21 protein-coding genes are annotated in these 19205 nt (G+C 38.6%); 18 read left to right on the forward strand and 3 right to left on the reverse strand.

The features are described from left to right. The first annotated feature begins 95 nt into the window (after window positions 1-95). From JWR87_RS02900 to yidD, 17 genes are all read left to right on the forward strand, one after another. A complete protein-coding gene (locus tag JWR87_RS02900) occupies window positions 96-1223 on the forward strand; it encodes a glycosyltransferase family 1 protein (protein WP_297815376.1) in 1128 nt (375 codons plus the stop codon). A 69-nt stretch (window positions 1224-1292) separates the two neighbouring features. Further along, entirely contained in the window at window positions 1293-1643 is a 351-nt protein-coding gene (gene gldC, locus JWR87_RS02905) for a gliding motility protein GldC (protein ID WP_297815378.1), read from the forward strand. Window positions 1644-1711: 68 nt separating this feature from the next. Beyond that, window positions 1712-2164 (forward strand): GatB/YqeY domain-containing protein, encoded by a 453-nt coding sequence (locus tag JWR87_RS02910; RefSeq protein WP_297815380.1) that lies wholly within the window; start codon window positions 1712-1714, stop codon window positions 2162-2164. Between the two features lie 61 nt (window positions 2165-2225). Then, window positions 2226-2759 (forward strand): CvpA family protein, encoded by a 534-nt coding sequence (locus JWR87_RS02915; protein WP_297815382.1) that lies wholly within the window; start codon window positions 2226-2228, stop codon window positions 2757-2759. A gap of 146 nt (window positions 2760-2905) precedes the next feature. Further along, the gene (locus tag JWR87_RS02920) at window positions 2906-3685 is read left to right on the forward strand and encodes an alpha/beta hydrolase (protein ID WP_297815384.1); all 780 of its coding nucleotides are present in this window, start codon (window positions 2906-2908) and stop codon (window positions 3683-3685) included. A 35-nt stretch (window positions 3686-3720) separates the two neighbouring features. Continuing rightward, the gene (locus JWR87_RS02925) at window positions 3721-4380 is read left to right on the forward strand and encodes a CBS domain-containing protein (RefSeq protein ID WP_297815386.1); all 660 of its coding nucleotides are present in this window, start codon (window positions 3721-3723) and stop codon (window positions 4378-4380) included. 114 nt (window positions 4381-4494) lie between these two features. Then, the gene (locus JWR87_RS02930) at window positions 4495-5949 is read left to right on the forward strand and encodes a POTRA domain-containing protein (protein ID WP_297815388.1); all 1455 of its coding nucleotides are present in this window, start codon (window positions 4495-4497) and stop codon (window positions 5947-5949) included. Between the two features lie 230 nt (window positions 5950-6179). Next, window positions 6180-7061, forward strand: a complete 882-nt coding sequence (locus tag JWR87_RS02935; protein WP_297815390.1) for an NAD kinase — start codon at window positions 6180-6182, stop codon at window positions 7059-7061. 57 nt (window positions 7062-7118) lie between these two features. Further along, a complete protein-coding gene (locus JWR87_RS02940; RefSeq protein ID WP_297815392.1) occupies window positions 7119-7961 on the forward strand; it encodes a DUF6089 family protein in 843 nt (280 codons plus the stop codon). Between the two features lie 273 nt (window positions 7962-8234). After that, window positions 8235-8987, forward strand: a complete 753-nt coding sequence (locus JWR87_RS02945) for an isoprenyl transferase (RefSeq protein WP_297815394.1) — start codon at window positions 8235-8237, stop codon at window positions 8985-8987. A 151-nt stretch (window positions 8988-9138) separates the two neighbouring features. Further along, window positions 9139-11883 (forward strand): POTRA domain-containing protein, encoded by a 2745-nt coding sequence (locus tag JWR87_RS02950; protein WP_297815396.1) that lies wholly within the window; start codon window positions 9139-9141, stop codon window positions 11881-11883. A gap of 31 nt (window positions 11884-11914) precedes the next feature. Beyond that, complete coding sequence (locus JWR87_RS02955; RefSeq protein WP_297815399.1) at window positions 11915-12430, forward strand: OmpH family outer membrane protein; 516 nt, start codon at window positions 11915-11917, stop codon at window positions 12428-12430. A gap of 114 nt (window positions 12431-12544) precedes the next feature. Further along, entirely contained in the window at window positions 12545-13192 is a 648-nt protein-coding gene (locus JWR87_RS02960) for an OmpH family outer membrane protein (RefSeq protein WP_297815402.1), read from the forward strand. A 61-nt stretch (window positions 13193-13253) separates the two neighbouring features. Continuing rightward, complete coding sequence (murI, locus tag JWR87_RS02965; protein WP_297815404.1) at window positions 13254-14084, forward strand: glutamate racemase; 831 nt, start codon at window positions 13254-13256, stop codon at window positions 14082-14084. A 389-nt stretch (window positions 14085-14473) separates the two neighbouring features. Beyond that, on the forward strand, window positions 14474-14629 hold the full coding sequence (gene rpmH, locus JWR87_RS02970) for a 50S ribosomal protein L34 (RefSeq protein ID WP_147204622.1): 156 nt from the start codon (window positions 14474-14476) through the stop codon (window positions 14627-14629). Between the two features lie 76 nt (window positions 14630-14705). Beyond that, the gene (locus JWR87_RS02975) at window positions 14706-15101 is read left to right on the forward strand and encodes a ribonuclease P protein component (RefSeq protein WP_297815410.1); all 396 of its coding nucleotides are present in this window, start codon (window positions 14706-14708) and stop codon (window positions 15099-15101) included. Between the two features lie 2 nt (window positions 15102-15103). Then, complete coding sequence (yidD, locus tag JWR87_RS02980) at window positions 15104-15334, forward strand: membrane protein insertion efficiency factor YidD (RefSeq protein ID WP_297815413.1); 231 nt, start codon at window positions 15104-15106, stop codon at window positions 15332-15334. 86 nt (window positions 15335-15420) lie between these two features. On the opposite strand, the gene JWR87_RS02985 is transcribed toward yidD, so the two are convergent. The 3 genes from JWR87_RS02985 to JWR87_RS02995 all read right to left on the reverse strand — a co-directional run bounded on the left by JWR87_RS02985 (window position 15421) and on the right by JWR87_RS02995 (window position 17547). Further along, complete coding sequence (locus JWR87_RS02985; protein ID WP_297815416.1) at window positions 15421-16017, reverse strand: hypothetical protein; 597 nt, start codon at window positions 16015-16017, stop codon at window positions 15421-15423. A gap of 76 nt (window positions 16018-16093) precedes the next feature. Beyond that, window positions 16094-16699, reverse strand: coding sequence for a superoxide dismutase (locus JWR87_RS02990; RefSeq protein ID WP_297815419.1), 606 nt, complete (start codon window positions 16697-16699; stop codon window positions 16094-16096). Between the two features lie 401 nt (window positions 16700-17100). Then, window positions 17101-17547, reverse strand: coding sequence for a nucleoside deaminase (locus JWR87_RS02995; RefSeq protein WP_297815422.1), 447 nt, complete (start codon window positions 17545-17547; stop codon window positions 17101-17103). Window positions 17548-17649: 102 nt separating this feature from the next. Here JWR87_RS02995 and JWR87_RS03000 point away from each other — a divergent pair, with 102 nt between their 5' ends. Further along, window positions 17650-19053: an aldehyde dehydrogenase gene (locus JWR87_RS03000; RefSeq protein ID WP_297815424.1), complete on the forward strand. Its 1404-nt coding sequence runs from the start codon at window positions 17650-17652 to the stop codon at window positions 19051-19053. Window positions 19054-19205: the final 152 nt, after the last annotated feature.

Genomic DNA, 19205 nt, shown 5'->3' on the forward strand with positions numbered 1-19205 from the left:
AGCCTGGTTTTGTTTTACCGCTGATGTCATAAAATCGTTTATACTACCCGATAGCAGTAACAGGTGAATTATAATGGATGCTACCTTTGGCAACTATGCGCATAGCAGTTGATACAAGATTTTTGCACAGCCACCACCAGCCCGATCTGAAGGAATTTACAAACGAGGTTTTTAAAAGAATTACAACGAAACACTCTAAGCATCATTTTATATTTTTTAATGATAATGCATCTATTCACGCTGACGGTTGGCCAAAAAATGTAGAAACTGTTACTATCAATCCACGACCAACAAACATCTTTTTGTATAAGTGGTGGTACGACGTAAAGCTTCCGTTGGCCTTAAAAAGATACAAGGCGGACGTATTTATTGCCACTTACGGTATCGGTTCTTTAACCACTTCGACAAAGCAGGTATTAATTGTGAGGGATCTTGCATTTCTTAATAAACAGAGTACTTCACCCCGCAATAGTGCCGGTTTTTTTAAAAGATTTACCCGAAGTTTTACTAAAAGAGCAAAGGCGGTGCTTACCCTGTCTGCGTTTATTAAAGAAGAATTGGTAACGCATTATAATATTAACAGGGAAGCTATTCATATAATAGGTAGTGGGGCAGGGGTCTCTTTTAAATCTGTGGACTGGGACGAAAAAGAATTCATCAAGGAGCAATTTGCAGGAGGATGTGAATATTTTATTTTTATCCAACGGGTTGGAACGCAGTTGAGCTTTATAAAAGTATTAAAGGCGTTTTCCATTTTTAAAAAATGGCAAAAGACAAATATGAAGCTGGTAATAGCCGGAACCTTTGATGCTGCTTTTGAAAAAGATCTGGAAAAAATAGCTTCTTACAAATACCGGGAGGATGTTTTCATTAAGAGAGAACCTTCAGAAACTGAACTGGCTCAACTTGTAGCAGCTTCTTATGCATTGGTGTTTCCATCTTCTTATGAAGGGTTTGCAGTACCTGTATTAGAGGCGTTAAAATGTGAGGTGCCTGTTATTACCTACAAAAATAGCAGTTTGAGTGAAATTGCCGATGGTGCTGCGCTCTATGTAAATTCTGACCAGGCAGAAGAAATAGCTGAGCAAATGAAAAGAATTTTTAAAGATGAACTGCTAAGAAATGAGTTGGTAAAAGCCGCAAAAGATCGGGCCGTGTTATTTAGTTGGGATAGAACAGCAGCACTTCTATGGCAGTCTATTGAGCAGGTTGTTTCCAAATAATCTCCCTTACTTTTGCAAACTGTAATATTTATTTTATTCATTTTCACGAGGAACATTTAAAATATACAAATGCAAAACAGTACGATAACAATTGATGTGGAGTTAGGTGATGACAAGGTACCGCAGCAAATTTTATGGAGCGCTTCAGATAGTACAGCCGATGCCGCTCAAAGGGCAAAAGCTATGATGATTTCGTTTTGGGACGCGGCAGATAAATCTGCACTGCGTATTGATCTATGGACAAAAGACATGATGGTAGATGAAATGGCAGATTTTTTCTATCAAACATTTATGACAATGGCCGATACTTTTAACCGGGCAACGCAGCAAGTTGAATTGGGTGAGGAAATGAAGACTTTTGCTAAAAGTTTTTATACCAAGTTTAGAGAATCTCAAATGAAAACAAACAAGATAGGTTAGACACTGCTACGCTATGTGTTGTTATCTTATTCCATGCTACAATTCAAAATACCTTTAACAGATATATTATGAATCTCGAACAAAAAATTATGGCTGAAATGAAAGACGCCATGAAAGCAAAAAATGAAGCTGCGCTACGAGGGCTGAGGGCTATAAAAGCTGCAATAATTATTGCTAAAACAGCAGAGGGAGCAGGGGGTGAATTGAAGGAGGAAGATGAAACAAAAATGCTTCAAAAACTGGTTAAGCAACGTCGCGACAGTTTGGAGATTTTCCAAAAACAAAACCGTGAAGACCTTGCACAAAAAGAGCAGGAAGAAATTTCGATCATTGAAAAATTCTTACCAAAACAAATGACAGAAGAAGAGTTAAAAGCTGGCGTAGCAGCAATTATAGCTGAAGTTGGAGCTACCTCTTCTGCCGATATGGGTAAGGTAATGGGGGCGGCCACCAAACAGTTTGCAGGAAAAACGGATGGTAAAGCTATTTCTGCAGCGGTTAAGGAACTTCTTTCAAAGTAAGCTGCAACTGGTTCAAACCGCGAATTATTATTTCGCGTTTTGGAACTTCAATTAATAAACAATGTTAATAGACCTTATTTTCCTGCTAATAATAGTGATGGCTATATTTAAAGGGATTAGCAAAGGCTTTATCGTGGCTGTTTTTTCTTTGCTTTCTTTTATTATAGGTCTAGCTGCAGCACTAAAGTTATCTGCAGTTGTAGCGGTTTATTTGCAGGAGAAAATGAAGGTGAGTGGTTACTGGCTTCCCTTTCTTGCTTTTCTTATCGTGTTTATAGTTGTAGTGTTGCTGGTAAGATTAGGTGCAGCATTATTGAAAAAGGTGGTAAGTGTTGCGTTTCTTGGGTGGGCAGACGCGCTGACAGGTATTGTTCTATATGCCATTATGTACCTGATGGTTTTTAGTGTGATCTTATTTTTTGCTACCCGCATTCATTTAATTTCTAATGATATGCAGGCCGACTCACGCACCTATTCTTTTATTGAACCATTTGGGCCGAAAGTAATGAACCTGCTGGGCAAAGCAATTCCTCTTTTTAGTCACATGTTTTCTGATCTTAGCAGGTTTTTTGAAGGTGTATCGAAGAAAGGGTAAAGCTTTAACGTTACTCCCAAACTTTATGCTTTTATAGCTGTTATTACAATCCTATTGATTTTGTTTCCATTACCCAAAGCATTCTTTCATATTATTTGTGTTTATTTGTAGAAATAAGAATGATTAGTAATTGCCCATAATTGCAGATGAAGTATCAAATAAAACAACAGGACAAATTTAAATTTATAGAGGTAGGTTCAGGTGAACCGCTTGTTCTGCTACATGGACTTTTTGGAGCATTAAGTAATTTTAAAGACCTTATTGATTATTTCAGCACCAGGTTTAGAGTTGTGGTACCTATGCTTCCATTGTTCGAGCTGGACATTTTTCATACTACCGTAGGTGGGCTTGCAAAATTTGTTCACCGCTTCATCGATGCACGCGGCTTAAATAATGTGCATTTGTTAGGTAATTCTTTAGGAGGTCATGTTGGGCTTGTTTATATACTCAAGCATCCCGAAAAAATAAAGACACTTACGCTTACCGGTAGTTCTGGTCTGTTCGAAAGTGGTATGGGCGACAGCTATCCGAAGCGTGGTAACAAAGATTACATTCGCAAAAAGACAGAATTAACTTTTTATAATCCCGAAATGGCCACCGATGAACTGGTGAACGAAGTTTTTGAGATTACCAATAACCGGATAAAAGTCATAAAAATCATATCCTTAGCTAAAAGTGCTATTCGCAATAATCTAGGCCAGGAGTTGACTAGAATTAAACAACCAACATGTCTTATCTGGGGTAAGAATGATACGATTACACCTCCATTTGTTGCGGAAGAGTTTAAAAAATTAATCCCAAATAGTGAGTTACATTTTGTTGACCAATGTGGTCACGCGCCAATGATGGAAGTTCCCGGAGAATTTAACGTTATACTTGATCAGTTTTTAAGCAAGCACTGTCAGCCCGTTTCTACCTTGGCTTAGAGTTTGATCATTAAAGAAAAACTGAGAGCATCGGAATGTTAGCAAATCAATTAATAACAACCCATTACCCTACCGTAGAGCCTGATGATAAAATTTCCCTTGCGTTACAGTTAATGGAGGATTTCGACATTTTGCATATTGCTTTAGTCGACCACAACAAATACCTTGGCGTTATTAGTAAAGACGATCTTTTAGATGCAAATGATAATGCGTCAATAAAGGTAGCCTTAGGTGGAATGCTGCAAAAAGCAGTCAGGCCCTCCGAACATTTCCTTACCGCTTTAAAATTAGCTTCTCAAAACAATCTTTCGATGGTTCCTGTTGTTAATAATGAGCAGGAATGGGTAGGTGCAATACCCGCAACCGAATTATTAAAAGCCGCTGCAACATTTACCGGAGCTGAAGAACCTGGTGCGGTTATTATACTTGAGATGGAGCGGAAAAGCTATTCTTTCGGTGAAATCAGTCGCCTTGTTGAAACCAATGACGCATATATTACGCAGTTCAATACTTTCTTTGAAAACGAAACGGGACTTTTAATCGTAACTATTAAAATAAATAAGTTGGAGGTATCAGATATACTTGCAACTTTCCAACGCTACGAGTACAGCGTTAGGTATTTTATGGGAGAAGAACAGTACGAAAACGAGTTAAGATACAACTATGATCATTTAATGTCATATTTAAAAATCTAAATAGCAGCCAAAGAAATACAACAGAAAAACGGTTTTGTTAATGTCTTCTCCTTTTTATTTTAATACTTCTTCCCTTTTTACATTTACAATAATAAAAACGTTTGCTTACTTGTAATGCGAAACCTGGGTAGAACACTGTTTCTTCTTGTACTTTTCTTTTTATTTACGTGGATCAAAGGGTATTCACAGTTAATAGAAAAAGCACCTCCTTCACCTGTTGCTGTAGATACTGCACCAGTAGACTCATTTAGTGTTGTTGTTACCGTCTCTGACGTCGTAGTTACGGGTTTTAAAAAAACAAAGCCTTACATTATTCAACGTGAAGTCCCTTTTAAAAAAGGCCAGTCCCTTGCTTCAAACGAATTAACAGATAAACTTAAGTTGGGCAAGCAGCAGCTAATGAATACGTCGCTTTTTGTTGATGTAGATATTAGGGCCGTAAAAATCGACAGCGAACATATATCTATTAATATCCACGTAAAAGAAAGGTGGTATTTATTTCCTATTCCTTATTTCAGAATCGTAAGTAGAAATTTCAATACATGGTGGGTTGAAGAAAACCGTAGTCTTGACAGAGTTGAGTATGGGCTGAAGTTTATGCAAAACAACGTCAGTGGCAGAAACGATAATTTGAACCTATGGATGGTTAGCGGCTATACGCAACAATTTTCTTTGCGATATGACAATCCCAATATTGATAACAAACTCAAAAATGGGATCAACATCGGTTTTGGTTTCAAAAGGAACCGCGAACTAAATTATGGGATGGACTCAGCCCGTCCTAACAAAATAAGTTTTGTTAAACAGGCAGATCGTTTTTTACTTAATGAACACTATGTTGATTTTGCCTATACGTACAGGCCAGCGATAAGAACAAGGCATACCTTCCGCGCTTCGTATGGAAATGTTGTAGTAGATGACTCTGTCGTAAAGCTTAATCCAACTTATTTTGCTTATTATGGTACACGCTCCCGCCATTTCGATTTAAGTTATAATCTCTCATATATCAATCTCGATTATGCTCCATATCCATTAAAAGGATTTTCAGGTGAAGCAGGTATTTTTAAAAGATTTGGAAATGGTTCTAACTTTTCGCAGCTCAGTGGTAGAGGAAACTATAACATTAGGCTTTCGCCGGCGTCATACATGCAGTTTCAGGCCGCGGGAATATTACGTTTTCCTTTTAACCAGCCCTATATTTCCAATAACCTTCTGGGCTCCACAAGCCTTTACATGAGGGGACTAGAGTATTATGTTATAGAAGGCGTAGCAGGCGGTGTAGGCAGGGCTACTATTAAAAACGAAATATTGTCATTTAATCTTAGAAGTCCTTTAAAAAGTAAGACGCACGATAAAATTCCTTTTCGGGTATTTCTTAAAGCTTTTGGCGATGTAGGCTATTCTTACACGCCCAATTATGGTATAAGCAGGCTCAATAATAAGTTGCTTCGCACATGGGGTTTTGGTGTCGATATCGTTACCTTTTACGATGTAGTCTTAAGGTTCGAATACAGCTACAACCAGCTTGGCGACAATTCATTGTTCTTTCATACCCAAAATGAATGGTAATTGCAGGGTTCAAAGAGGCATCAATTACGCACGCCAATTTTTATTTGGGTAACCAACCCCATATCATTTACAATCTTTAGTTGCGTCGCACTCTTGTGCTCAATATCTTTGTTTTCCATTGTAGAATTGTTTTATATCATCACAACTTATTAGTCGTTTTCGATGTCTTCATTTTACCCCTATCATACTTATTTGTTTAATTTTAAAATAATAGGACGTAATTCACTTTAATGAAAGTAGCTATTTACAGCCGCGGGCTGGATCCCGAACAAGACGTGCAATTGCTCACTCTACTGGAGGAACTTACCCGGCATCACATTAAAGCTTGTCTTCACAAATCCCTGGTCGGTCCACACTCTGCCGTCAATATGCTTCCGGCAACCTATTCTGTTTTCTCAAAACACGAAGACCTCGATCCGAGCATAGATTGCATTATTAGTCTTGGTGGCGATGGAACTATGCTCGACTCTGCAACACTTGTACGTGATAAAAAGATACCTGTGATGGGTATTAATTTTGGGCGTCTTGGTTTTTTGGCAAGTATTAGCAAAGACGAACTTACTCTTGCGGTGGAAGCACTTGCTAATGGTCGTTATGTAGTAGAAAAGCGAATTCTTTTACATCTTGATGCCAGTATACCTTTATTTGGTGACACTCCTTTCGCGTTAAATGAGTTTGCTATTCACAAGCGCGACTTTTCACCCATGATAAAAATTCACACTTATCTTAATGGTGAATTTTTAAACAGTTACTGGGCCGATGGTTTAATTGTTTCAACGCCTACAGGTTCAACCGGCTATAATATGAGTTGCGGAGGTCCAATTGTTTTTCCTGAAAGCGCTTGCTTTGTAATTACACCAATAGCACCTCATAATCTTAATCTTCGACCTATTGTAATTCCAGACAATAACATCATCAGTTTTGAAGTAGAGGGCCGGGCAGAAGAGTTTATCTGCACCATGGATGCAAGGCGCGAAATTGTAGAGAAAGACATTCAGCTTGCAGTTAAAAAAGAAGAATTTGAAGTTTTATTAATTGTACTAAACGAAAACAGTTTTCTTTCGACTCTTAGAGAAAAGTTAACATGGGGTTTTGACAAAAGAAATAAATAGCTTAATTGAAAATAATAGGGTTTTTTTGTATTAATTACTACTTCAGTACCTATAATTATGAAGCAAATTGCAATTGTGTTTTTCGCCGTTGTTATAAGTCTTAGCAGCCGTGCCCAGTCTATGGATAGCTACGTACAGGAAGGTGAATTTGGTGTTGCTATTGGAGCAGCACATTATTTTGGAGATCTTAATACCCGTGCATCACTAAATCGCCCTAAGTTTAGTGCCGGAGTTTTTTTTCGCAAGCAATTTGGCAATTATGTAGGTTTGAAAGTAGGTGCAAACTATGCCCGTCTTGGTTACTCGGATATATACAGCAAAAACGAGTTTCAGAACCGCAGGAACTTAAGTTTTAATACTAACCTGTGGGAGTTTGCCGTAAGTGGCGATTTTAATTTTTTTAAGTTTTATCCCGGTATTTCAGGGTTTACGTATACGCCTTATGTTTCTCTGGGTGTGGGTGTATTTTCTTATGATCCTTATGCCTATTTAGATAGCACTAAACATTATCTACGTCCTTTGGGTACCGAAGGGCAAGGGAGTGCTGCTTATCCTGACCGTAAGCCCTACGGCACGATGGCTGTTTGCTTTCCTGTAGCAGTTGGTTTTAAATATAACGTGAGCCCGGCAATTAATGTTTTTGCTGAAGTTGGTTATCGCTTTACAACTACCGATTATTTGGACGATGTAAGTACTACTTATGCACCGGATGCATTTGTTGTATCTCCAAACGGTCAGCCTTCGCCTGCCATGTTGTTAGCCGACCGCAGTTACGAAACCGGTCCTCTTATTGGTCTTAAGGGCAGGCAAAGAGGAAACAGCACTCAAAAAGACTCGTATGTGATGGCTCATTTTGGTGTTTCATTCAATATCTCATCTTACCGTTGTCCTAAGCCGTAAACTTACTTTTATACAGCTTAAGAAACCTGGTACCAAGACCGGTTTTTTAAGCTATATGCCGTTGCACTGTATGTGTATTCCTTCCATTGGTGAATAAGGGGCAATTGTACAAGTGTGCGACGCAAGTAAAGCTGAACAAAGGCCTTTTGCATGGCACCAAAAAAAGTTTCAGGAGGTTTTATCTGCTCTATCTGTTCAACCTTGTATATAAATCTTTTCTACTTAAACAATTCGTTTTGCTACCTTTAGTCGCTTAAAACAGGATTTTATAAAATGGAGGATTTGAAAGATAAAATTGACCTTTCGCGTTTGCCCCGGCATATTGCAATAATAATGGATGGCAACGGGCGTTGGGCAAAAGAAAAGGGTGAAGACAGGCTTTTCGGTCATTTTCACGGTGTTGAAAGCGTACGGAATATTGTGGAAGGCTGTGCCGAGCTTGGTATTGGATATCTTACTTTATATGCTTTTAGTACAGAAAATTGGGATAGACCGGAAAATGAAGTGAATGGGTTAATGGCACTTTTAGTAGATACCATCCGGCGTGAAGTAGATACCCTTAATAAAAATAACATCAAAATGCATGTGATTGGTGATATGAACCTGCTTCCTAAATATGCCTTTGACGAGTTGGAGGAAGCCAGGGAAATGACCAGTCAAAATACAGGATTAAACCTGGTAATGGCCTTAAGCTACAGCAGCCGCTGGGAGCTGTTAAATGCGGTTAAAAATATAGCGTTAGATGTGCAGTCAGGTAAGGTAAATCCGCAGTTGATCAATTATGATACGCTGGAGAAGTACTTATGTACCAGTGACTTTCCTGACCCGGAACTAATGATTAGAACCAGCGGTGAATACAGGATCAGTAACTTCTTATTGTATCAACTTGCCTATGCTGAACTATACTTTACCAACACACGTTGGCCTGATTTCAGAAAGGATAATCTCTACGAAGCAATACTAGACTTTCAAGGCCGCGAAAGGAGGTTTGGAAAAATTACCGAACAACTTCATGTATCAAGCTGACTTTAGTAATTGTGAAACTCTTTCTCCTAGTATTATAAGTTACTATTAACAAACACTTTTAAATATTCCCGTTAATTTGCCTCAGATTGGAAAATCTGTTCCCGTAAGCTGTGTTCAGCCCGGCCTTAAAAACAACCAAATCAAGATTTTGATGCGTAAAGTTTACAAATTTATTTTATTGTTCATTGCAGCTTGTTGGTTCAGTAGCCGCGCTTCGGCTCAAGTTGTCCCACCTCCGTCTATTGAACCGGAAAAACCCGTATCTATTGATGTTAATCTGGAAAATATCTTTAATCAAAAGGTTCCCCGCAAGTATAAAGTTGCGAGTATAACTGTTGCGGGTAATCAATATTTCGATGCTGCATTGTTAACATCTATTGCTAACATAAATGTGGGTGATGAAATAACAATACCCGGGGGCGATAATTTTGCTAAAGCTATCAACAACCTTTGGAAACAAAACTATTTCAGCAACGTTGAAATTTATATTACACAACTTCAGGGATTAAATATTTCTTTAGAGATTGCAGTAACTGAAAGACCTCGTTTATCAACTTTTACTTTCAAAGGAATTACAAAAAGCCAGGGAGAAGATCTTACGCCGAAAGTTGGATTGGTAAGAGGGCGTATCATTACCGAAAATAATCGCAGATCAGCGATTGAAGCAATTGAGAAATATTTTGCTGAAAAAGGTTATAAAGGCGTAAAGACCGATATACAGGAAGTTAAGGATCCTAAAGTTGATAACTCTGTTGTTATGACTTTAGTGGTAGATAAAGGAAATAAAGTAAAGATCAGCGATATAAATTTTACGGGTAACAATGTTCCTGGTTCAAGGCTTGAAAAGCAGATGAAGGGAACAAAGGAAATGACAAGACTTACTGTTCACCCTCCAAAAGATACTATTGACGGAGCTATTTCGGGAAATCATTTGACGTTTAAAGATTATCTACGACACACCGGTTTTCTCTCTTTCACACAAACTAAGGAACTACTTGATCCATATGTACGGTTAAAGTTGCTTTCTTCTGCAAAGTTTAGCCAAAAAAAATATGATGAGGACAAGGAAAAAATCCTTCAATATTACAACTCGTTAGGTTATAGAGATGCTGCCATTGTTTCTGATACGCAGTATTACAACAGCAAAGGAAATCTTAATATTAAGATTAAAGTTAACGAAGGGCATAAATATTACTTTGGAAATATCACCTGGAGAGGTAATACAAGATATTCTGATAGCGTTTTGGCAACAATTCTTGGAGTACAAAAGGGGGACACTTATGATCTTGATTTGCTTAATAAGAAACTGGGAAAAACAATGTCACCAGAAGGAGGAGACATAAGTGGCCTTTACATGGATGATGGTTATTTATTCTTCCAGTCCCAGGCAGTTGAATCTGCTGTTTATAACGATACTATTGACCATGAGATAAGAATTATTGAAGGCCCACAAGCTACTTTGAAAAATATTCGTATCGCTGGAAATGAGAAGACAAAAGAGCATGTAATCCGCCGCGAGTTAAGAACTATTCCGGGAGAAAAATTTAGTCGTTCAGATATCATTCGTTCTACCCGTGAATTAGCGCAGTTGAACTTTTTCAACCAGGAAAAAATTAATCCGGGCGTAGTTCCCAATGCCGAAGATGGTACTGTTGACATCAACTGGACAGTAGAAGAAAAGTCAAGTGACCAGTTAGAACTGAGTGCTGGATGGGGTGGAGGAATTGGGTTAACAGGTACATTAGGCGTTACTTTTAACAACTTTTCAATAAATAACATATTCAGCAAAAAAGCGTGGGATCCTTTGCCAACAGGTGATGGCCAAAAGTTGAGTGTTCGTTTTCAAAGTAACGGTAAGGCTTTTAGGTCTTATAACATATCCTTTACCGAACCTTGGCTGGGTGGTAAAAAAAGAAATTCGTTCACAGTAAGTGTGTATGATACAAAGTACAGAAACGGTGTGTATAATGGTTACACAGGTTTTTATGATTACACAGCAGCAGACTCATATATTCAAACTTCGGGTGTAGGAATTAGCCTTGGTAAGCAATTAAAATGGCCTGATGACTTCTTTAGCCTTGTTACTTCTCTCAACTATACCCGCTATTTGCTAAAGGACTATGCTATTTTCCAGGGATTTAGTAACGGAGTATCAAACAACGTTAACGTTAAAATTGCCTTACAAAGGTCTTCAGTAAACCAACCTATATTTCCAAGTAATGGCTCTACGTTTTTACTAAGTGGACAGTTTACTCCGCCTTATTCATTATTTGATAAAAGCAAGGCAAACTCGGTAAACCCTTACAAGTTAGTAGAGTATCATAAATGGCGTTTTAACGGAGAATGGTATGTTCCTATTGGAAAACCTTCAGGAGCTGAAAGGAATAAGCAGTTTGTATTAAAGGCTGCAGTGAAGTACGGATACATCGGAAGATATAATAATAAGCTCGAAGTTTCACCATTTGAGCGCTTCCAGGTCGGTGACGCTGGTTTAAGCAACAACTTTGCGCTTTTAGGATATGATATTGTTGCCCATCGTGGTTATCCTGTTTATGAAACCAGTAATCCAAAAGTAAATCCAGATCAGCAAAGTGCTTCCCGGTTTTTCACGATGTTCAATAAGTACACGTTAGAAATGCGATATCCTTTAAGTCTTAATCCTAGCAGTACTATTTTTGCCCTTGGCTTTTTTGAAGCTGCTAATGGTTGGTATAGTGCCAAAGATTATAATCCGTTTAAACTGCGTCGTTCTGTTGGTTTAGGTATGAGGTTCTACCTGCCGATGTTTGGCCTTTTAGGATTTGACTATGGTATCGGTTTAGACCGTTATACACCTGCAGGAGGAATTAAAGATGCAGCGAGATTTACATTTATGTTGGGTTTTGAACCTGAATAAATATATCTTTTAAAATATAAACTGTCAACGTATGAAAAAGTTCTTGTTTATTGCAATAGCAGTGGTACTTGCTTCTGCATCTGTTTCTGCCCAACGATATGCAATAATTGACACCAAGTTTATTTTGGACAAGATGCCGGAGTATAAGGACGCCGATAAGAGATTGGCTCTGGTTAGTGAACAATGGCAAAAAGAAATTGATGCTAAGCAGGGTCAGTTAAACCAGATGTATCGTAACTATGAAGCGGAGCAGTATATGCTGACAGAGGACCTGAAAAAGAAAAGGGAAGATCAACTTTTCAATTCTGAGAAGGAAATCAGGGACCTTCAGAAAAAGCGCTTTGGTTACGAAGGCGACCTTTTTAAAGAAAGACAAAAGCTTGTAAAACCAGTTCAGGACAAAGTTTATAACGCAATTCAAAAAATGGCGGTAAACCGCGGTTACGACTTTGTGCTGGATAAAAGTGAAGGAATTACGGTTATATTTGCCGACCCAAAACTGGATAAAAGTGACGAAGTTTTAAGGGAGCTGGGTTTAAAGAGTTAATCTGTTACAATTATTAATAAATACAAAAAAACAAAGTAGCAATCGTAGGCAGGCATCATAAAAGTTATCGCCTGAGCAAAACGTTTGAAACGGTTGATTAAAAAAAAAGAAAAAATGAAAAAAGTTTTGTTTGTTATGTTGGCCTTTGCAGGGATGTTTTTCTCTGCCTACAATGCCGGTGCTCAGGCTGCAGGAGCAAAAGTGGGTGTATTTGATATTGATGTTGCGGTTTCAAATATGCCTGGCTACCGTACAGTAGACAGTTTACTTGGCATTTATCAACAAGACTCGCTTAGGGGTGAATATGATTTTGCAGTAAGGGAATATAACCGTTTAGATAGTACTTATAAAGCTGACTCAGCAGCTAAAAAAGCTACAACAGTTCTCAACTACCAGAAAGACCAAAGATCTCAAATTGCTACTACCATTATATATTGGCAACAAATTTCTCAGCAAAAAAGTGAGCAAAGAAGGCAGGAATTAGCAGCGCCTCTATATGAAAGAGTATTGGGTGCATATAGCAAAGTTCTGCAGACTAATAACTATTTGGTTGTTCTAAAACCAGGTGCTTATGAAATGGGTTCGAAAGTCGAAAATGTTTTTGAAAAGGTATTTAGGGAATTGAAGCTGCCTGTGCCAGATCAGTTAAAGAGCCAAGGCCCGGATCAGCAGGCTGGTGCTCAGCAGCAAGGTGCCGCCCCCGCAACACCTCGTTCAGGAACAGGAGGAGCCACGCGCCCTACTCCTAAAAAGCCTAGCTAAGAAAAAAATAGATGTTTTATATGGAACCATGCATTATTGCATGGTTCTTTTATTTTTGCCCATGAGACAAAGCGGACCAATCGGTGTTTTTGATAGTGGTTATGGAGGACTAACAGTTTTAAAGGAAATAACGCAGCTAATGCCTCAATATGACTATTTGTATTTTGGTGATAATGCCCGCGCTCCTTATGGCCCGCGTTCTTTTGATACCGTATACCATTACACCCTTCAATGCGTTGAGTGGTTTTTTAAACAAGGATGCTCTTTGGTAGTTCTTGCCTGTAACACGGCATCGGCCAAAGCATTGCGAACCATTCAGCAAAATGATCTACCTAACATAGCGCCTGAGAAAAGAGTACTCGGAGTAATCAGGCCAACAACAGAACGCATAGGAGAATTAACCCGATCTGGTAAAGTGGGCGTACTGGGCACAAACGGAACGGTAAGGTCTCAATCGTATTTAATAGAAATTAAAAAGTTTTATCCTGAAGTTGAAGTATTTCAGGAAGCTTGTCCGATGTGGGTTCCGTTGATAGAAAACAACGAATATGAAACCGAAGGCGCAGATTTTTTTATTGAAAAGAGTTTGAAAAACTTGATGACCCTGGACGCAGCTATTGATACCGTTTTACTTGCCTGCACACACTATCCTTTAATTAAAGAAAAGATTGAGGCGTTTTTACCGCCTGACGTAAAAGTGGTTTCACAAGGAGGTATAGTTGCTGAAAGTCTGGTTGATTATCTTACCCGTCATCCGGAAATAGAGACGAAGTGTAGTAAGAATGGTAATGTCGGTTTTTATACGACTGACTCTACTGCAGATTTCGATCAACAGGGTTCTGTCTTTTATGGAAGACCTGTTCGATCAGTACATGTTAATCTGGAACTATAAATTTTACTGGGGCAAACTTTAGCAGCCCGCGTTTGGCTCTCTGTAAAGCTTTTTGCTATTTTTTTTAAAACTTAAGCTCAAGGCTTACAGATAAAATGGTTAGCCGAAAACTGGCGGGCCAGGTAAAAGATGCTTTTGAAGGTAAATTTCCGGGGGAAAGCCGAATAAAGATTTTTTGTAAAAGTGAGTGACACAACGATGCGGAAGTATGACTGCTGCTAAGTCCAAATCTATTCCGTTAAAAACAGCACATTCTATTAAAAAAATTTGTTCAGCCTTATTTTTATTGGTAAAAACCCCTACTTTTGCCGTCCTTTCACCATAGCAGTACTTATGGGACGTACCGCTGATGTCTGAAACCTTATTTCTCGCTTAGTAAAAACAAGAAAATGAAACGTACATTCCAACCACACCGTCGTCGTCGTAAATCTGTTCATGGATTTAGGAAGCGTATGGAGTCTGCTAACGGTCGTAAAGTATTAGCGAGCCGTCGCGCGAAAGGTCGTGTGAAACTAACAGTTTCCGACGAAAAGAGATTAAAATAAACCGGTACTAACTGGTATGTTTTACATAATTAGCCCTGTCAAAAAAAAGATGGGGCTTTTAGTTTTATAAATTTTCGTGATCAGTACAAAACTTACATATAACAAAAAGGAAAAGCTTAAAAGCCGTAAACTTATTGAACACTTGTTTAGTAAGGGAAAGAGCACGTCTGCTTTTCCTTTGAAGGTTTTGTATGATTTTGCAGAAGATGTTGAGGTTCCGTTACAGGCTGGAGTAACTGCGAGTAGCCGTCATTTTAAAAAAGCTGTTGAACGTAACCGGGTAAAGCGGGTAATAAGGGAGGCTTACCGTTTACAAAAGGTACCGCTTCAGCAACTGCTGTCGGGGCAACAAAAAACGCTTATTTTATTCTTTATTTATATTGGTAAAGAATTACCAGACTTTGCAGAGGTGAATAAAAAGATGCAGGTACTTTTGCAGAGGCTTTCAGACAACATCTTAAAACAGCCTTAAGATTGAAACGCTTTTCTAAAATAGTAGTCTATCCATTTGTCTTGCTGATAAAATTCTATCAACTGGCTATCTCGCCGTTATTAGGACAAAAATGTCGTTATACGCCCTCGTGTTCGCACTACACAAAAGAGGCTTTAGAGAAACATGGGTTATTTAGAGGTGGATGGTTATCGATAAAACGTATTGTAAGTTGTAACCCCTGGGGAGGACACGGATATGACCCGGTGCCTTAAAAATCACAAAAAAATCAGGATAAAAAGTAAAAGACCCTTCTTTTAATGGAGATGCTCTTGTACTTTTTATCACTTATTAGCTTTTGTTAGATTGTATTTTTCTTCAGCCTCGCTATTAAATCTCTCATTTCGGTGTTGGTGTAAAACTTAAAAATCGGCGGCAACTTTCCGTCTTTGTCTGCTTCTATGCTTCCGGGGATTTTGGTGAATGGCCCAAATATTTTTGCTTCCATATCGGGTGATATTTTTACAAGCTGATTTGGAAGGATAAAATAATTATGACTACCGGGAGAAACATTTGCACCTTTAGTCAGTTCTACAAGGCTATCAATTTTTCCTTTCAATTCTTCCTGCGTCATCGTTCGTCCGCTTAAATCCTGACCTATATTTTGCTGGCTGCCTACTATCGTATCTGTTTTGAGATTTAAAATGTAAATCCCTTTTTCTTCAGGAACATTTACCGTCGTTTTTCCTGTACCTGTCGTTACATTCCACGATACTGCTTTGTCTCCTTTTAACTCAACCGTTTCCTCTACATAGCCCGTCCCATCCGTCATCGTTACATTATTATCCTGCACTGTTATTTTTCCACGGCCAATAACCAAGACTTTTTTTGTTACAGGCTCATTGCAAGCTAAAATGGTGACTATGCAACCCAAGGCAATTAATCTTAGTTTTTTCATTTTTCTTTATATTAAAAATAAACCCCGGTAAAACTACCGGGGTTGAAAATTATACATAAAACATTTTATAAGAAAATTATTTAGCTGCGTTAAAGTTCTCAGCAACTTTAGCCCAATTTATAACATTCCAAACGGCACCCAAATATTCAGGTCTCCTGTTTTGATATTTTAAATAGTATGCGTGTTCCCAAACATCAATCCCTAATATGGGCTTGCCTTTTACTTCAGCCACATCCATTAATGGATTGTCCTGGTTGGGAGTTGAACTCACTTCCAATTTGCCATCTTTTGCTATCAGCCATGCCCAACCACTACCAAAACGGGTAGTGCCTGCTGCATTTACTTTTTCTTTAAGCCCGTCAAGCGAACCAAATGTTGAGTTGATAGCTTCTAACAAAGCACCGCTGGGAGGAGCACCGCCACCTGGTCCGAGTAGTTGCCAAAAGAAACTGTGGTTCCAATGGCCGCCACCATTGTTGCGAACGGCAGGAGAGATAGAGCCTGCAGACGCTATCAATTGTTCAAGACTTTTATTTTCGTGTTCTGTTCCTGCGATTGCTTTATTCAAATTGTCGACATATGCCTGGTGGTGCTTACCATGATGGATCTGCATAGTTTGCGCATCAATGTAAGGCTCTAATGCTTCAGGAGCATAAGGCAACTGCGGTAAGGTAAATGCCATAATTATTCGGTTTTAGTTTTTAATCAAATTATTATACAACAACAAATTTATAACCTATAAGTTGAAACTGCATTGTGCTTACAGTAAATCTTTCTGATCTCGGAAATGGTTCGTTTAGTGAACGGGCATTTTTGCTTTGATTAAACATTGTTGTGTCACTCACTTTTACAGCAAATCATTTTGCAGCTTTTTTTAAATCATAGAGGTTCTATTCAAGTTGTGCCCACATTTCCAACTTGTGCCAAACCTCAGAGGTGTGGCACAACTGAGGTTGCACGATAAAGGTCTAAATCACCTGCTGAAAAAAGATTTATAGAATTACTTGAGTCAAACGGAGCGCCGCAACAATTTTTCATAAACGAACAAATGCTGGTTACTAAAACATTCTTTATAAAAAGCAACTACCGGCGTTCTTTAAAAAAGTCTTTAATCAGCTTCGCACATTCACCGGCAAGAACACCACCTAAAATTTCTGTCTTAGGATGAAAAGGATTTTTTTCTCCATAGAAAAAATGGAAGCCTTGTTTTATATCTGACGCTCCATACACAACCCGTTTTAATTTACTCCAATACAAGGCACCGGCGCACATGTGGCAAGGCTCGATAGTGACATACAAAGTGGCATCAGGTAAATATTTAGCTCCTAAATGACTGCATGCAGATGTGATTGCCAATACTTCTGCATGAGCCGTTGGATCATTCAACCGTTCGACCTGGTTATGTCCACGGGCAATAACGTGATTGTTAATCACAATGATTGCGCCTACAGGAACTTCGTCTTCATAATATGCATCCTGCGCTTCTCTTAAAGCTTGCCGCATAAAATGTTCATCATCGTACACTATCATAAAGTGAAATTAGATGAAACAATTTCTTTTAAAGGAACCGATGTAATGAATTTCTTTATTATGCACCAATAACAATTAAACTTTTACCTTGTTTAAATATTGATGCTAAAAGTAAACTCAATAGAAATGGGTGACTACACTTCTTCTGACTTCGATGAAATGCGACACTACTTTTTTAGCGGGGCAACGGTTGACCACGCTTTTAGAAAAGAACAATTGCAAACATTAAAAAGAGCGGTTCAAAAATATGAGCAGCAGATAATGGACGCTTTATATAAAGACCTTCACAAGTCGCAGGAGGAAGCTTTTACAACTGAGATTGGTTTTGTATATGCTGAAGTTTCTCATACAATTAAAAACCTTGGCAAGTGGATGAAGAAATCTTCGGTTAGCACACCACTGTTTTTATTGCCTTCTTCAAGCAGTATTATAAGAGAACCACTAGGTGTATGCCTGATTATCGCCCCGTGGAATTATCCGTTTCAATTGCTGATTGCTCCTTTGATTGGCGCAATAGCTGGGGGCAACTGTGCGGTGCTGAAACCATCAGAAATGGCAGTGCATACGTCAGTAGTTGTTGGTGAAATGATTGCTGAATTCTTCGACAAAAAATATATAGCTGTAGTAGAGGGCGACGGTGCAGTGGTTGTTCCGAAACTGATGAATGAAAACCGCTTCGATCATGTCTTCTTCACCGGAAGCATACCTGTAGGACGAGAGATAGCTAAACTGGCTGCCGAAAAACTGGTGCCGGTAACATTAGAATTGGGAGGCAAAAGCCCGTGCGTAATAGATGAAGATGCTGACATAAAAGTCGCGGCTAAAAGAATTGTATGGGGTAAGTTTACCAATGCCGGCCAAACTTGTGTGGCTCCCGATTATTTACTTGTGCATGAAAAAAATAAGGATGAATTGATTGAAGAAATGCAAACAAGTATTCGGCAGTTTTATGGAGCCGAGCCGATAAAGTCAGCAGACTATGGCAGAATTATTAACCGGCGAAGACTCGATAAACTAAAGAGTTTTCTTAGCCAGGGATCGATAATAACAGGTGGCGAAGTGCAGGAAAGTGAATTATACATGTCACCAACATTGATGCAAGATGTTTCACCTGATGCTCCTGTAATGAAAGAAGAAATTTTTGGTCCTATACTGCCGATACTGACTTTTAAAAAGCAATCTGAAGCTTTACATATTATACAGCAAAATCCTCATCCCTTATCGTTGTATTATTTTGGAAGCAATCAAAAGAATGAAGATTACTTTATTAATAACGTTCAGTTTGGTGGCGGCTGTATCAATAATACACTTGTTCATTTGGCAAATGCAGATCTGCCTTTTGGCGGCGTTGGTAATAGTGGAGTAGGAGCTTATCATGGAAAATTTAGCTTTGAAACTTTTACACGTACAAAAGCCATTTTAAAAACTGCTACATGGATTGACCCTGCTGTGAAGTATCCACCGTATAAGGGAAAGTTGAAATTGTTGCGATGGTTCTTTAGGTAGAAGGATTTCTCGCAGAAGCAAGGCAGAGGAATTTCTCGCAGAAGGCGCGGAAGACGCGGAAATTGAAGAAGTTACGGGAACTATGCTTTTAAATTAATTTTAGAAAAAAGCTGGTAATGGATCTAGATGAACTTACATATAAAGTTAGAGGC

Origin of the sequence: Segetibacter sp. (assembly GCF_025963695.1) — a bacterium.
GTDB lineage: Bacteria > Bacteroidota > Bacteroidia > Chitinophagales > Chitinophagaceae > Segetibacter.